Here is a 14,921-nt window from a genome sequence, read left to right on the forward strand (position 1 = left end):
GCATGCCCAGGGCCTTAGGGAAGCGCTCGCTCATCAAGGGTTCGCGAATTTTCAGGAATTCAGCCGCCGTGATCGGCAAATCCAGCGCCTTGACCACGTAGTCGGCCAAGTCCTGGGCACCGCGACCGATGATGTGTTGCTTGATTCCCCAGTCGTATGTACGGCCGTAACGTTCTGCGATGATCTGTGTGACTTCGGTGTAGATGCCTTCCGTATCCAGCAACAAACCGTCCATATCGAAAATCACGGCCTTGATCGGGCCGGCGGTACGCGGTGCGTTCATCAAAACAGATCCTTGGGGGGAAGGACTAAAAGGATTCAGCACAATAACGGCCACGCTTGCCGGCAGGCAACCCTTTAGACTGTTCGCCCACCCTTTCGAAGTGCCCGCGATGCTCTACCGTCTAGCCGCCGACAGCCTGGTGCTGTTTCACCTGAGTTTTATCCTGTTCGTAGTGTTTGGCGGGTTGCTCGTCCTCAAATGGCACCGGGTGATGTGGCTGCACCTGCCCGCAGTGGCCTGGGGCATCGCAGTGGAGCTGCTGCACCTGCCCTGCCCGCTCACCCGCTGGGAAAACCTGTTTCGGCATCTGGCGGGGCAGGATGGCTATGGCGGCGGGTTTATCGAGCACTACATTCTCACGCTGATCTATCCGGCTGGGCTGACGCCCAATATCCAGCTGGTGCTGGGGGCTGTTGTGGTGCTGGTCAACGTAGCGGTGTATGTGCGGCTAATACGGCGTAGACGCTCAATTTGAGCTTTTGCTGCGTCATCTCAGCGCTATATAGTTAAACGTATAACGCTAAAGCCGAGAACACGTTGATGAGTGCACAACCCAAAGAAGCCGTAGGCGCCGCCTACCGTATTGATTCCATGCGCTATGCCCAGGCCATGACCTGGCAAGCCATCGAACAACTCGCCCAACGCATCCGCCCCGGCATGCTCGAATCCGAAGCCCGTGAATTGGGTAAACAAGTCCTCGCCGACCTCGACATGCAACGCATCTGGCACCCGTTGCTGGTGCGCTTCGGTGCCAACACCCTCAAGACATTCAAACAGCGCTCCGACGGCGACCCGGTGCTGGGCAACAACGACATTTTCTTCATCGACATGGGCGCCGTCTGGCAAGGCCACGAAGGCGACGCCGGCGCCACTTTCAGCATCGGCAACGACCCGGAGATGATCGCCTGTGCCAACGCTGCCAAAGAGCTGTTCGACCGCGTACAAGCACGCTGGAAAAACGACCACGTCGTCGGCCTGGAGCTTTATCGCTTCGCCGAAGAACAAGCACGGGCCATGGGCTGGCAACTGAACCTGGACATCAAGGGCCACCGCGTCAGCGACTTTCCCCACGCCATTCATCGCGGTGGCGACCTGGGCGACTTCGAGCATTACCCGAACGCAGGCCTTTGGATTCTGGAAATCCAGATCGCCCACCCGACCAAGCCCTACGGCGCATTCTACGAAGACCTACTGGCTTGACCCTTTAAGGACCACAAATGACACGCCCCAACAAATCCCCCGTACTGCTTTTTTCCTACGGCACACTGCAGGATAAATCCGTACAACTGGCCAACTTCGGCAGAGAACTGGTCGGCCAGCACGACGCCATGCTCGGTTATTCGCAAAGCTGGGTAGAAATCACCGACCCACAAGTGCTGGCGAGCAGCGGCAAGCCCCACCACCCCATCGTCGCGCCGACAACCGCGCCAGGCGCCAGGGTCGAGGGGATGGTGTTCCAGATTACCGAGGCCGAGTTGGCGGCGGCGGATGCGTATGAAGTGTCGGACTACAAGCGCGTAGCGGTGGGTTTGGCGTCAGGCTTGACCGCTTGGGTATATGTGCAGGCGTGAGGGGCAGATTGTTTTCAATCTGTTACAGGAGCGATTAAAGTGCTGCCCCCGAGAATTGAATCTCGGGCTTTAGCCCATGGAGTTTTACAGTGAAGTACGTCAGTAAAGTGGTTGCAGCCGCCGTTCTCGGTTTCACCCTCGCAGGTTGCACCGGCACCGCCATCAAATCCCCGCAATACGACAGCACTCAATACACCGTGCTGGGCCACAGCGAAGCCAGCGCCACCGGCATCATGCTGTTCGGCATCATCCCGATTGGCCAGAACAGCCGTTTCGTACGCGCCCAGGATGAAGCCATCAAGGCCAAAGGCGGCGATGCACTGATCAACACTCAGATCCAGGAAAAATGGTTTTGGGCCTGGGTGCTCAGCGGCTACACCACCAAGATCTCTGGTGATGTGATCAAGCTGAAAACCGCGCAGTAAAGCGCAGCGCGCCAAACAAAAACACCGGGTATTGCCCGGTGTTTTTGTTTGGGCAGCCGGTGCTCGCATGCCAGGCATCTGCTGGGCAAAAAAACAATCACGGCGTTTTTTTACATCGCAGAAATGAAAAAACCCCTGGTTTCTTTCGAAACCAGGGGTCTTGTCTACATCGAATGTGGCGGTGAAGGAGAGATTCGAAACTACCCGCAAAGTCACTTTCATTATGCAAGTACCCGGTTTACGCGGGCTGTAGCGATGCTCCGTCTCAGAAAAACAGACATTCTCAGTCCCATGGTAGTCCCATGGGTTTTGCACCAACTTAGTGCGCGAGGGTGGAAAGGGGTCGAATGACATCATCCGTTGCGATTTATGTTGAGGCATGGGAAAAAGGTAATATTGGTAATACGTTTAGAAAAATAGAATAAAACCCTTTAAATTCAGTAGGTTGAAGGATAATTAGAAAGGTAATAATTTGGTAATTTATAGGTTAGGTCATTACCTTTACACCGAGTAATTCCTGCCAGCCTCAATCCCCAGCAAAATCGGGCACTTGGACAAATATTACCTTTGCCATTACCAAATATTACCCCTCAAGGTAATACGTCAAACCCACGGAATACGGGGCCTACAGCAGGGCTAGTGCCATTCCTAACCAAAATTACCTTTTTCCCAGCCCTGGTTCCAAAATAGCCATCAAATGGGCACGTCCTAGAACTGGCGACTAGCATGAGGTGTAACGAACAGGAGTCGTCGTATGGCGCATGAATATTCGCTCTCAGATGTGCTTGAAAGGATGTATGAAAATCAGTTGGCACTTGAAGCCGCTGTGATGGAACTCACGCTCCGCCTGGAACAGCAAGGCTCAGTAGAAGTAGGTGAAAACGTGCGTGGTGCCTTAGAGGCGCTCGGTGAGAACGCGGGGCATATCAAGCAAGGGTTGGCTCGATTGAGAAGATCAGGCGCCAGTTAAGGAATCGAGACAAATTGTGAAATGCCCCAATCTCGGCGAAACCCACACGATCCATGGCTTATGGCAGCTTTCGACCTCATCGAAGGCAGCCACGGACGGCGAGAAAAAAGATCTATCTCGTTTTGGAAAACACTCACATTCCTATATTTTTCTGTGTACGGATCAATGAACCCGGGGCCTCCAGCCTTGCCCCGTCCGTGATAGTCAGCTGCACCTCTATGCAGTCGCACTGCACTTCTCTTCAAAACTTTGCAATCTATGAAACTGCCACCCGCCCCTAGAGCCCCCCGTCCCGCCTGGGCTGCCGGTTCGTTTGCACCACATCTGGGTTTGCACAAAAAAAGGACGCAAACCCCGTCGGCGGGAGGGGGATAAGTGCTTTTTTCACGAGATTTTTTCTTACCACTGAGTTTTTATCGCCGTTAGCATGCAGGCAGGATAATAGATCGGAGGCTGCAGATGGAAACCGTCACAATGTGGGGCTACAACCTCAAAGTCAGCGACCTTATTGCGCTGGGAGCGCTCGTGGTGGCTGGGCTGGCACTATTGCTATCCGGGTTAGCGTACCGCCTAAATCGAAACTCGCTCAGCCTTTACGAGGGAGGGGACCAACGGGGCATCGTTTTATATGTCACCAATAACAGCCCTCACGCGGTTACGATAACGGACATCGGCTTCGTTGGACCGGACGGCCACCGCAGCACACTGCTGGGGGAACATAGCTTAAGAGTTCGTATTGACCCAAGAGACGAAGCTTCCATACCTATTAGCACTAGCCAGGCTTTTCGACTCCAGTGTGCCAAGGGCGATTTTTCTAGGCACTGCCTATTTGTTGCTCTTGCAACCGGCGACAAGTTCTACACCGTTGGTCGTTTCAATAGATGGTGGTGGTGGTTGCTCGGCTGGCGGGATGGAAGCCGTCGACGCCGGATTCAGCGATCAGAGTAGGCATCCACAGCACCCTTGGGCCCCGGCCTCCTGTTGAATGGGTGCAACCCCAATGCGGCAAATTCTCCATTCTCCCCTCTAGGCAGGGGGTAAATAGGCTGCATCAGCAAGAAGTGCTTAGGATTTGTACGGAAAAGTACTATTGTGTGTCGACTTTCATGCAGGAGCACGCATGAATCACCGCCCCTATTAGTGTTTGAATCCGAAATGAGTTCTGTTTGAATGCACTTGCTTAATAAGCCAATCCCGTCCCGCTTTTATTCGTTAGATGTAATTAGAGGCATTGCAGCGCTGACTGTACTACTCTGGCACTGGCAGCACTTCCTTTACGCGGGCCAAGAAACCGCCAGCTATAGTATGGTCGACCAGCCGTTCTATCAGCAGCTGTCAATCTTTTATCACTGGGGATGGCTCGCAGTAGACTTCTTCTTTTCCTTGTCGGGCTTTGTTTTCTTTTGGCTATATGCAAACTCTGTAGCAGCCAAAGAAATCAGCAGCTACAAATTCTTTGTAATGCGATTTTCGAGACTATACCCCTTACACTTTTTAACTCTAACCCTTGTCATCATTGGGCAATACATTTATCACTCGTCCCAAGGCGCATTCTTCACATACGTAAACAATGACATATACCATTTTGTTTTGAATATATTCATGGCTTCAAACTGGGGCTTACAAAATGGAGTTTCTTTCAACGGGCCAATTTGGTCTGTATCGGTTGAAGTCCTTTTGTACGTAGCATTTTTCATGCTTTGCATATGGGGAAAGGCACGTGTCCCGGTTCTCATTATCTTGGTGATTTTAGGTATGGGACTCGCCAAGGTAAACAGCGAGATCGGGCGCGGGGTAGTGTCTTTTTTTGCCGGAGGGATCGCCTTCCATGCGTACAATTGGCTTCGGCAGTCACCCTCTGAGAATCGGCTAGCCCCTGCTTTGTGGCTCGTTGTCACGGCTTCTTGGCTGTGGGTGGTTCTAGAGTTTCAAACAGGATTACCCTCAAAGGTTTCTATGGAGCTGCTAGGTAATATAGCCCCGCAGAAGCTTCAAGATATTATTGTCTTGATCGCCAACAAAGGATGGCTCTATGCAATTACCATTCTTCTGTTTCCTATGACGATCATATCGCTCGCGCTCATTGAAACACGCAGAGGCAGCCTAGGCCGTAGATTCTCGTTCATTGGGCATCTAAGCTACTCGTCATATCTTATTCACTTCCCACTTCAATTGTTTTTCATAATTGTTGCCGGCATGCTTGGAATTGACCGCGAGTATTTTTACACCAAATCATCTTTCATTGTATTTATATCAATACTCATACCGCTATGTTTTGCTAGCTACTACCTCTTTGAATTACCAATGCAAAAACGCCTCAGAAATGTTTTGAGCCCAAAGCTCGCACCATCTGCGGCGTAGTTATTTAGAACAGCCTGGCTTGGGGGAAATCCAACCCACCGTCAGGCTGTAATCGGTTTGAGCTTATCGGCAAGCACCTTTGCTAGGGCTGCTTTGGTGCTGAATTGAGCGGCGTCCGCAGGGCTTGGTGTCGGCCCTGGTACATGGGTATGCGCAGCAAGTTGGGTATTCATTTGCTGCACCAGGTCGAGCAAGTCACCTAGCACCTGCAGGACGTTCACCCCGCCGGATCCCAACCACGTCTTGGGCGCGACCATATGCTGGCTGACTGCCGATACACTTCTACGCAGCCCCTGAATCCTTTCCTCCATATCGCCACCCACCGTGGCGTTATGCTTCTGCCCCACCACCAGGTTCAAATCCCGCCCGGTCGCCTGATGCAAATCATCCACCGCCGCCAGGCTCGCAGATCCTCCCGACAGCAGCTTGAGCGCGCCCAGCGCCTCGATCTTCTTGATCCCACCCACCGATTCGCTTGAATGGTCGTCCACCGTCCTGGTGTGGCTCTGGAAACTCTCAGTGTTCTGCATCGCCTCCACTTCGCGCTCGATCGCCTTGTCCTGGATCTTGCCGTCCGTTTGGCGCAACCAGTTACCATCGGCGTCGACGCGCTGCTGGCAGGCTTCGCTGTGCTGCCACACCTGGTCGCCCTTCGGCACCCGGGGCAGGCTCAGGCCGTGGGGCAGGATCTGCGTGATAAACGGCTTATGCGGCAGGCCGTAGGCAAAGCTGACCACTACGGTGGTGCCCTCTTCCGGGAAGCCAAACATGCCCGCCTCTTGCCCACCCATCGGTGCCGGCAGCGGCAGGCCGGTCAGGATCGGCAGCGCGGGATCTGGCTCGCCATCGGGCAGGAGTACTTCCACGTCGACACCAAAGCGCGGCCGGAAGTCGTCGCACAGACCAGGTGCGGCCGGTGCATCAGGCACGGCCACCACGCGGCCAAAGCGTGGCAGGTGGTAGCCGCCGGTGAGTTCGGGGAATTGTCGCTCTACGCTGCGACGGATTGCGTCGTCCATTTGATCGCCATTTGGTTGCCGGCGAGGGTCACACTGGTGATCCTCTCGCCCTGGTTGATGGTTGCACCTGGGCGCAGTCCTGGAAGGGCCGCGATCATTGCACTCTGGTTACCCTGGTAGCCGTCAAACAATTCGACCGGCAGCTGCAGCGGCGAGCGGATGCCAAAGAAGCTGTCGGCCCAACTGCCCACAAATATTTCCCCGTCGCCCTGCTGTTGCCAGATGAAGTCGGGAATGCTGAACACGCTGGCAAGGCTGTCCATGGCCAGATAGCCGGCAGCCAGGCTGTAGAAATACGGCGCCTTGACCTTGGCATAGGCCTTGTCCGGGACGCGAAAACGTAGACCGGTCTTGTCGCTGACCTCGGCCAGTACGCCCTGTAGGTCGACGTGGCGCAGATTTAGCGGCATGGATTGGGAAAGGATCGCCGCCAGTTCGCGACAGACAAGGATCTGCTGCACGCTGTTGATCGCCGTGGAGCGCTCAACAAAGCCAATGAAGTGGCGCTGCAGGGGACCGTCGTTGTAACCGACATCGAGGGTCACCAGACCTTTGACTGGGGCGTCTGCCTGGATGGTGAAGGTCCCCCGGCCGGGGCTTTTGAGGTCCAGCCGTACTTCGCCCTTGATCAGCGTGTAAGGCGTGCCGCTGATCGTCAGTACCTGGTGCAGTTTCATGCTGTCGGACCCAGCCAGGTGTCGACCTTTTTCAAGGTTCGTTCGAAGCCGCTCAATTCCTCGGGGGTGCCGGTACCTTCGCCCCCTCCAGCGGCACCGCCAACGGCCGAGCCCGGGCCGGACTGCGCCGTCACGCTGTTGCCGGCGCGGCGGCTTTCCACCCGCTCGGGGTTGGACAGCTTTTCAGACAGGGTGAACTGCACCAGCCATTGGTTAAGGGTGTCGTCTTCCCGGGCGCTCACGCCGTCGGAGAACTGCACCTCACGGATGCCGAACGCGGTGGCGGTGTCGTTGACGATCCGGTACATGTGCAGTTGGCCACCGCTGGCCGTAGCCTCGGCCAAGCGCATCAGGCTGCGCAGTTGCACCTGGTCAACAAAGGGGATGGTCAGCGACACCGCCAGGGTTTTGGGCTTGAAGCCCTTGTGGGCGGTCTGACTGTTGCTGGTCTGCCCGGACAGATCATCACTTTCGATACGCAGGTTGGCGGTGATTTTCAGGCGTTTGCCCATGATTTGCTGGCCGTCGAGTAATAGCGTCATAGGCCGACCAACTCCCGAACAAAGCTCAAACCATCCAGCGAGCCCACCAGCAGCACGCCAGCGCACAGCACCCATTCATGACCAGGTGCGTCGCCCTCCAGCAAGGCGCGGCGCAGCTCGTTGTTGTCACCTGGGCCCAGGATCCGCGCGCGCATGCTGTGGTCAGCATTGCCATCGGCCAGCAGGGCTTTCAAATCATTCAACTGTTTGTCGCGGTCCAACTGCTGGGCCGCTTTGCGCCCGGCCAGTGCGGCCAGATCGCCCATGGGCGAGCTGTCGGCCGCGTAGCTCTCCAAGACGGCGATCTGGCCTGCCATGGATTGTTTGGCCGCTTTGACCACCGTGCAGCGATCCAGGGGCAGCGCAGACCAGCGCGGCAAAGGCCCAGCGCTGGGGATCTCCCACTTTTCGGCCTCCAGCCGCGACAGATTGCGCGCCCGACGTTCAGCGCGCACCAGGTCAGGGATCGGCAGCAGGGCATTGAAGCGCGCCAGGGTCTCGGCGAACTGATCCAGGCGCGTGCCCAGGAACATCAGCGACAGCGCATATTGAGGGCCAGCCGGTCGGCCGCTGTCACTGGCGTCGTCCAGTTTGGCGGCCAGCTGCTGCAGCAAGTTCGGCGCCGACAGAAATCGTTGGTGACCACGGCCCTGCCCTACCCCGCTTTGAAATGGGGTGACGGCCAGGCACGCCGGCGCCTCGCCCATCTGCCCCGCCAGTGCGGCGCGGCCGGCCTCGATCGCGCCCTTCGCCGCATCACCCACCGGCCCCGGGTTGGTGCTGGTCATGCCATCCAGTCCGGCCAGGCGTTGGCTGGTGCTGGCCAACTCACTGCCCGCCAGTTCTTGGGACGCTGCCAGGTCGCCCATCCATTGTGTGGACTGCTCAGGCCAGCGCATGGTCACCGGTGCCCAGGCGCTCAAAGCGGTGTCTCCCAGGTGATCGCATCCAGGGCGTTCAGATCATTGGCAGCCAGCCCCTGGTCAAGTCGCTGCTTGAGCACGCTGGCACGCTGCAGCAACTGGAACTTGAACAAAGTGAAATCATCACTGACCTGGCGCAATTGCGCGATGGTGTGCGGACGAAACTCATTGACCCCCTGTTCATCGCGGCAGGCATAGGAACTGTCCAGGCCGGCCAAAACTACTCCGACCAGGTTCATCTGATCTTCAAGCTGACTGTTGTACAGATAGCGCTCGCCCAGGGCGCCTGACCAAAACCCGTCAACAATCGCACGCTCACAGCTCCGGTTGATCTGTTCCGTTTTTAGCGCATATACGTCATCAAGGTTGGGCGTTACGGTTACCAACGCTGGGTAGCCAGCCAAATCAAGCCCAACCGCGAAGCCAGTTGGTAACGGCGTAAGCGCGAGCAACCGATAGGTTTCCTGAGTGATCAGGATCGCATCCGCTGGTATCTCCAGATTGATCAAGTCGCGATAAAAGCCACAAGTGGATGGTGCGTAATAGTTTTTCATCAGTCAGCGCCCCACTGCAAAAAAAGCGGGTTTGATATTGTGAGCAGAGAGGTTGTCCGACTCTTGTTTGAAGGTGGCGCCGGACAGTGTCTTGCCGGTAAGAATGTAATGTGCATCATCCGTCGACCCGGTAGCTACGGTGCATGGGAACACTTGAAAACAGGCATTCGGGAAGGTCAAAGCAAAGGCAACTGTCTGCACCGAGTCCGTTGACACGTTCACCACACCTTCACCCCACTGGATAATGAAGCCGGCCAACCAGGTAGGAAAGACCACATAGCCGTTGGTGGTCAGGCTCGCACTGAACCCCCAGCGCAGTTTTTTTGGGCTCACAAACACGGTGTCATCCACACCACCATCCGTCAGCGCTTGAGTCGCCACCTTGGCACCACCCACCACGCCTTCCGACGCAGCGGTTTGCGTGACGGCAAGGGACACGTCCCCACTGCCATCAATGCTGACATTCCCGGTTACGGCGCCGGTGACGGTGATCTTGCGAGCCGTAGCCCACTTGGCAGCCTTGCCCACCATTGTGGCGCCGGAAATGATATTGGCGATGCCGGTCCAGATCAGCGCAGTGGCAGACTTGACCGCCTTTGTGGTCGCTAGAATGGCGCTGCTGTTGGTGTCCTGGTCATCGCTGATCGCATTAGGGATCTGGTCCAGGTCCACGTCGTCCTTAGTCGTGGCTCTCGCACGCAATAGCTCGTAGTCGCCAACACGCGCAGCAAAATGAGCCACCAACGGGCCGCTGATGGCCTCAACCGATCGGCGATCAGTCAGCGTATTGGTGCTCACCAGGTCAGCGAGAGCCACACAATAGTGCTTGGTGCCAAGGCTATCGGTGTAGTCAGCTTTGTCAGCGCCAAACACGACCTGCCAGGTGGCCACCACGTCGTTCATTTCTCGCTGCAGGCAGACGTCCAGCCATGCCGTGGCTGGCAGTGCCGGCGGTGCGATAGCTAGTACGGTGGTTCGCACAACACGAACACCCTCGATGTACGCCGTTCCGGGCTTGAGCTGATAGGCGCTGCCGACCTTTTCCACCTGCAGGGAGCTACCGAAAAAGCAGGCCCTGCCAAATACATCGCGGTTGCTCTGGCGCTCGCGCTCATCAACGCCGGCCAGGCGCACGGTAAAGTCGTGCTGCCAGGTGCTGGCATCGATCGTAATGCCAGTCACCGCCTGGGCGCCGTCGAACACCACCAGGAAGTTGCGTGTCAGATTGTTGCCGATCTGCTGGGGCGGAATATTGCGGCGCTTTTGCTGCACGGGCACATAGGCAACGGCAAACAACGTGCCCTCGGCACTCTCCAGGCCGATCCAGTTGAAATCCCAATCGCCTACGTCCGAGCCGATCTGCGCGCTGTAGACGACTTGATTAGGGTTCACATAACCCGCGTTGGCGTCTGGGATCACATAGCTGTACACGATCTGCGCTGCTGCTGGCTTGGCGGCGGCACGGTCAACCGGCCCGTTCGGGTCAAGGCCGGGGACGTTGGCAAAAATGAATTTGGCGACCTTCAGCCCAGTGTTGGCGGCTTGTTTCTGCGCGATCAGGCTTTCACCTGCAAGGGTAATACTGGCTCCCATGGGGGCTCCTACAGGCTGGCAACCAGCGTTTGCTGGTCGTCGTGGAAGTGGACGATGCCGACGGATAACTGCACCGGGGTGATGGTGGAGAAGTCATAGCGGCGGCAGGTGCGGCCGTATTGCTGGATCAGAACGCGCAGCAGCTCGGGGTTTTGCGACAGCTGCGAATCGGAAAAGCGCAGCAGCACCACGTCCCAATCCCGATCGGGCTGACGCTCCTCGATCTCGACGTAGCCGACGCCCAGGCGCTCCAGGACGCGTTTCATGCCGGCCGTGCTGCCGGCGTCCACGGCGTTGATAAACGCGTGCTTGACCCGCAGGCGATACAAACCCTCGGGTTCGCCCTTGAAGCGGGTGATATCGCGCTGCCAGGCCAGCAGGTCCAGCACGGTGAGGTGGCAGGTGTCCGCGTCCATCTGCAGCAAGGGCCAGCGCAGCCAGCCCTCGACCTTTTCCCACCAGGCCTGGGCCGCTGCCTTGAGCTTGGCCAGCTCGGTGCCATCGAGCCAGAACGGCAGTTCAAGCTTAATCATGCAGAAGCACCTCCAGGCTCTGGATACGCGGAATGTTCAGCTCGGCGACGATGTCGGCCGTGGCGAAGCGCAACGACTCGATACCGGCGAACTGCTGGTGGAGTTCTTCGCCCAGGCGGCTGAATGAAAACCGCGACTGCGGATAGGTCAGCGTCGGCTGGTAGTCGCTGGCCGTGCTGTCGCGAAACGCCGCACGCACAAATAGCGCGGCGTTGTCCTTGAGGGTTTCACGCTGCTCGGTGGTCAGCGTGGAGCGCGGCCAGATCTCCAGCTGCAGCACGTGCTGGGTCTCGGGCATGACCATCACCAACAGGTCATCACCGTGGCCATGGTTGCCCTGGTCGCGGATATGCGCGTTGATTTGCTCCAGGTACGTCGCCGCCGGCACGTCCGCTTCAAACAGCACAAAGGCATTGGCACTGCCCGGGCCACGTGGCGCGCCATGCTCGAAATACACGCCGTCGGGGCGCACGCCCGGGAAGGCCGAAATCATGGCGCGATACACCGCGTCGGTGTGCCATTGGTTGACCGCCGAAAACTGATTACGGGTGCGCAGGCGCAGTTCGTCATTGGGTTCAGGATCTGCACCAGGTGTGGTCAACCAGCCGTCGCTGTTGACCACCTGGGCGATGCCCGGCACCGGCACGGGCAAGATCGCGTAATACCCCGGGGCCAGGTTGAAACCGGCGCCGGTGTCGACCGCTTCGACCGGGATCTGCAGTTGCATCAGCCCATCGCCGAAAATGCCCACAGCCGTGGTCACCACTTGGTAGATATGGCCATTGATCGATGCCGACTGCACCAGGGTGCCGGCCGGGACTTCCAGCGCACCGCCGGCGGCTTCGCGGGTGAACAGCAAAAAGCCCTTGGCCTTGGTCGCGCCCTTGCGCTCGACGTTGACCGCCCAGGCCAGCATGTCGAGCCAGGCGTCCGCAGCGGTCTTGACGAAAAAGTTCGGCAGCACCGTGGCCACGAAAAAATCCAGTATCCACAGCACCGGCTTGGTCACCAGGGCGCGCACCACCCGCCAGAACGGAGAGTAGGCACTGGTGTTGCTCAGCTTGCTGCCCTGGGCGGCCACTTCTTGTTCCCACGCCTGCTGCAGCCCGGCCTCGGTGGTGGGAATGCCGGCGTCGGCCAGCGCCTGCTTGAAATCTACGTCGCTCACAAATCCACCTCGATGTTGCCGAATTTCAGGGTTGTCGCCGTGACCAGGTACTGGCCAGGCTGCAGCTGGGTGATCTGCGCGGTGCCCGGCACCAGGCGCTCATCAGCCTCCACCAACAGTTCCAGTTGCTGGATACAGTCGCGCTGCTTAAGCCGATCGCGCTCGGCCACCAGGGTGACCAGCAGGCCGCTGTCGCGGATCATGTGAGCGATGTCCTGGGCAATGCTGGCCCGGTCATCAATCAGCAGCGGCTGACGCGATGGGTCCAGCACCAGGTCATTGCCGGCAATCAGCAGATCGATGTATTCGCTCATCCGCCCACCGACATGGCGACCATGTTTTCCATCTCCAGGGACGTCATAGGCTTGCTGTTGTGGATCTCGACTTTCTCCACGTGCATGCCTTTGTTCTGGCTGCTGTTGTTGTTTTGGATGCTGGTTAGCAGCCCGCCCTGGGGCACGGCGTTAGGGCGCGCCGGCGACAGGCTCGGAATGGCCGCGTTGATGGTCTGCTGGGCCTTTTGCGCAGCTGCAGTGGCGTCCACGTTGTTGACACCGATGTCGGTACCGGGAACCTCGGGCATAGCGCCAAAGCGGGTTTCAATGTCCACGCCGGGGATCTTGTTCAGCATTTCGATCAGGCCGTTGATGGCCGTGTGAAAGATCGCGACGATCCCGTCCCATGCGGCCTTGGCCATCCCGGACCAACCGCCCATCGAAGCGAACCACTCCGACAGCGCGGTGAGTTGATCACTGACCCACTTGAACGCCTCGCTGTTCATCAGCGCGTCCGTCCACTCATTCCAGTACACAACGGCCGCAATCACCGCCGCGACCAGGGCCATAACGCCGATCACGATCCACACCACCGGGTTGGCCAGCAGCGCGGCGTTGACCAGCCAAATCGCGCCCTGCCACATGAGCATCACGCCGCGAACCAGACCCAGCACCGCAGTCAGGCCGTACACCACGGTGATGTAACCCAGCATGAAAGCCTTCTGCAGGATGAATACCGCTGTGGTTCGCAGGCTGATCATCTGCACCACTTTCCAGACCGTCACCATGGCCAACCACGCCATACGGCCGGCGCCGACGGCGAAGGTCAGCAGGGACATGACGGCAATCAGGGCCAGAATCGTCAGCGTGACAATGCCGATCACCCGGGTGATGTTGGGGAACATCTGCGTCCAGCGGGTCATGGTGCCGGCGATTCCTGATAGTTTGGCCATCAGCGGCGTCAGGATCGGAATCAACGCCTGGCCAAAGGCGATGCGCAGCGCTTCGACCGCTGCCCCGAACTGCTGCCACGGGTCGACCATGGCCATGGCCATGTTCTGCGCGTCCTCAAGACCACGCACTTTGCCCAGCTTGTCCATGCTGTTGCGCAAGCGGTCGGTGTCCTTGGCCAGGGAGCTGATCACTTGGGCTCCCTCCCCGCCAAATGCGTCCATCAGCTTGGCGCTGGCCGACGCGCTGGTCAGGTCGCCCAGCTTGCCCTGCAGCTTGTCCATGATCTGCAGCATGGGCAGCGCCTTGCCGTTGGAGTCGGTGAACTTCATCCCCATTTTTTCGGACGCGGCCCCCAGATTTTCGAAGAACGCCTTATAGCGCCCGCCGGCGTCGCCCCCTTCCATGGTGCTACTCAGCGAACCGATCACCGCGAACTGTTCGGCGATATCGACACCGGCAGCGGTCGCGATCGAGCCGACTTCCTTAAAGGCGTCCTTGAGCTGGGCGCCGTCGGTGCGGAACAGCTGCACGGCCAGGGCGGTCTGCCCGCCGAGTTTTTCAACCCATTCGCCCTTGCCCATTGCGTCTGCCTGGCCTTTGAACAGGTTGTACATGGTGCCCACGTAGGCGCCCATGGTGTCGGCGTCGGACTTGGTGGCCTTGGCCAACAGGTTGCTGGTGTTGGTGAAAGTGGCCAACTGGCTGCCGGTCAGGCCCTTGATAGCACCCTCGATGCTGTAGGCCGACGCCACAAAATCCCGGGCGTTCTCGCCATAATTCACCGAGAACTCCAGGGCTTTCTGATTCAGCGCGGTCAGCGCGTCTTCGGCCACGCCCAGGGATTTGACCTCGCCCAGGGCGCGGTTCATTTCCAGCGCAGGCTGCAGCGATTGGTTGATGCCGACAAAAGCGCCCGTCACACCGGCCAGGCCCATGCCCATGGTCTTGATGTTCTTTTCGCTTTGCTCGGTCAGCTCGGAAAAGCCCATCTTCACCTTGCCCAAAGGTGCGGTCACCTTGTCGGTCAGGGCGAGGATGAAGTCCAGGCGGGCGCTACGATCGGCCATGTGGTT

At 58.2% G+C, this 14,921-nt stretch carries 17 protein-coding genes; 6 read left to right on the top strand and 11 right to left on the bottom strand.

The annotated features are described in order from the left end of the window. A partial coding sequence (locus tag DYL59_RS24245; protein ID WP_337678425.1) for an HAD family hydrolase occupies window positions 1–283 on the bottom strand: 283 nt, incomplete at its 3' end. 109 nt (window positions 284–392) lie between these two features. Between DYL59_RS24245 and DYL59_RS24250 the strand changes: the two genes are divergently transcribed. From DYL59_RS24250 to DYL59_RS24275, 6 genes are all read left to right on the top strand, one after another. Continuing rightward, the gene (locus DYL59_RS24250; RefSeq protein ID WP_135291449.1) at window positions 393–758 is read left to right on the top strand and encodes a DUF2784 domain-containing protein; all 366 of its coding nucleotides are present in this window, start codon (window positions 393–395) and stop codon (window positions 756–758) included. Window positions 759–823: 65 nt separating this feature from the next. Beyond that, a complete protein-coding gene (locus DYL59_RS24255; RefSeq protein WP_135291450.1) occupies window positions 824–1,483 on the top strand; it encodes a M24 family metallopeptidase in 660 nt (219 codons plus the stop codon). A 17-nt stretch (window positions 1,484–1,500) separates the two neighbouring features. Next, window positions 1,501–1,854, top strand: a complete 354-nt coding sequence (locus tag DYL59_RS24260) for a gamma-glutamylcyclotransferase family protein (protein ID WP_135291451.1) — start codon at window positions 1,501–1,503, stop codon at window positions 1,852–1,854. Between the two features lie 89 nt (window positions 1,855–1,943). Continuing rightward, a complete protein-coding gene (locus DYL59_RS24265) occupies window positions 1,944–2,279 on the top strand; it encodes a hypothetical protein (RefSeq protein ID WP_135291452.1) in 336 nt (111 codons plus the stop codon). A gap of 754 nt (window positions 2,280–3,033) precedes the next feature. Beyond that, on the top strand, window positions 3,034–3,249 hold the full coding sequence (locus tag DYL59_RS24270) for a hypothetical protein (RefSeq protein ID WP_122512782.1): 216 nt from the start codon (window positions 3,034–3,036) through the stop codon (window positions 3,247–3,249). A 1,170-nt stretch (window positions 3,250–4,419) separates the two neighbouring features. Beyond that, window positions 4,420–5,610 carry an acyltransferase family protein gene (locus DYL59_RS24275; protein ID WP_135291453.1) on the top strand — a complete coding sequence of 397 codons (1,191 nt, stop codon included), beginning with the start codon at window positions 4,420–4,422 and terminating at the stop codon, window positions 5,608–5,610. A 41-nt stretch (window positions 5,611–5,651) separates the two neighbouring features. Here the strand turns inward: DYL59_RS24275 and DYL59_RS24280 are convergent, their stop codons facing one another. Genes DYL59_RS24280 through DYL59_RS24325 form a run of 10 tightly spaced genes read right to left on the bottom strand, consistent with a single transcriptional unit; the run spans window position 5,652 to window position 14,915 of the window. Further along, entirely contained in the window at window positions 5,652–6,629 is a 978-nt protein-coding gene (locus DYL59_RS24280) for a hypothetical protein (RefSeq protein WP_135291454.1), read from the bottom strand. After that, window positions 6,602–7,306 carry a hypothetical protein gene (locus DYL59_RS24285; protein WP_135291455.1) on the bottom strand — a complete coding sequence of 235 codons (705 nt, stop codon included), beginning with the start codon at window positions 7,304–7,306 and terminating at the stop codon, window positions 6,602–6,604. Before DYL59_RS24285 ends, DYL59_RS24280 begins: the two co-directional genes overlap by 28 nt. Beyond that, window positions 7,303–7,848, bottom strand: a complete 546-nt coding sequence (locus DYL59_RS24290) for a baseplate complex protein (protein ID WP_135291456.1) — start codon at window positions 7,846–7,848, stop codon at window positions 7,303–7,305. Before DYL59_RS24290 ends, DYL59_RS24285 begins: the two co-directional genes overlap by 4 nt. Next, complete coding sequence (locus DYL59_RS24295; protein ID WP_135291510.1) at window positions 7,845–8,747, bottom strand: hypothetical protein; 903 nt, start codon at window positions 8,745–8,747, stop codon at window positions 7,845–7,847. The genes DYL59_RS24290 and DYL59_RS24295 overlap by 4 nt, the downstream gene beginning before the upstream one ends. A gap of 20 nt (window positions 8,748–8,767) precedes the next feature. Then, window positions 8,768–9,325 (bottom strand): DUF4376 domain-containing protein, encoded by a 558-nt coding sequence (locus tag DYL59_RS24300; protein WP_135291457.1) that lies wholly within the window; start codon window positions 9,323–9,325, stop codon window positions 8,768–8,770. A 3-nt stretch (window positions 9,326–9,328) separates the two neighbouring features. After that, window positions 9,329–10,918, bottom strand: a complete 1,590-nt coding sequence (locus tag DYL59_RS24305; RefSeq protein ID WP_135291458.1) for a phage tail protein — start codon at window positions 10,916–10,918, stop codon at window positions 9,329–9,331. An 8-nt stretch (window positions 10,919–10,926) separates the two neighbouring features. Next, window positions 10,927–11,451: a phage tail protein gene (locus DYL59_RS24310; protein WP_135291459.1), complete on the bottom strand. Its 525-nt coding sequence runs from the start codon at window positions 11,449–11,451 to the stop codon at window positions 10,927–10,929. Further along, complete coding sequence (locus DYL59_RS24315; protein WP_135291460.1) at window positions 11,444–12,619, bottom strand: baseplate J/gp47 family protein; 1,176 nt, start codon at window positions 12,617–12,619, stop codon at window positions 11,444–11,446. The genes DYL59_RS24310 and DYL59_RS24315 overlap by 8 nt, the downstream gene beginning before the upstream one ends. Further along, entirely contained in the window at window positions 12,616–12,933 is a 318-nt protein-coding gene (locus tag DYL59_RS24320) for a DUF2590 family protein (RefSeq protein ID WP_078834470.1), read from the bottom strand. The genes DYL59_RS24315 and DYL59_RS24320 overlap by 4 nt, the downstream gene beginning before the upstream one ends. Then, window positions 12,930–14,915, bottom strand: a complete 1,986-nt coding sequence (locus DYL59_RS24325; protein WP_135291461.1) for a phage tail tape measure protein — start codon at window positions 14,913–14,915, stop codon at window positions 12,930–12,932. The genes DYL59_RS24320 and DYL59_RS24325 overlap by 4 nt, the downstream gene beginning before the upstream one ends. Window positions 14,916–14,921: the final 6 nt, after the last annotated feature.

The sequence above is a fragment of the Pseudomonas kairouanensis genome (assembly GCF_004682055.1).
GTDB lineage: Bacteria > Pseudomonadota > Gammaproteobacteria > Pseudomonadales > Pseudomonadaceae > Aquipseudomonas > Aquipseudomonas kairouanensis.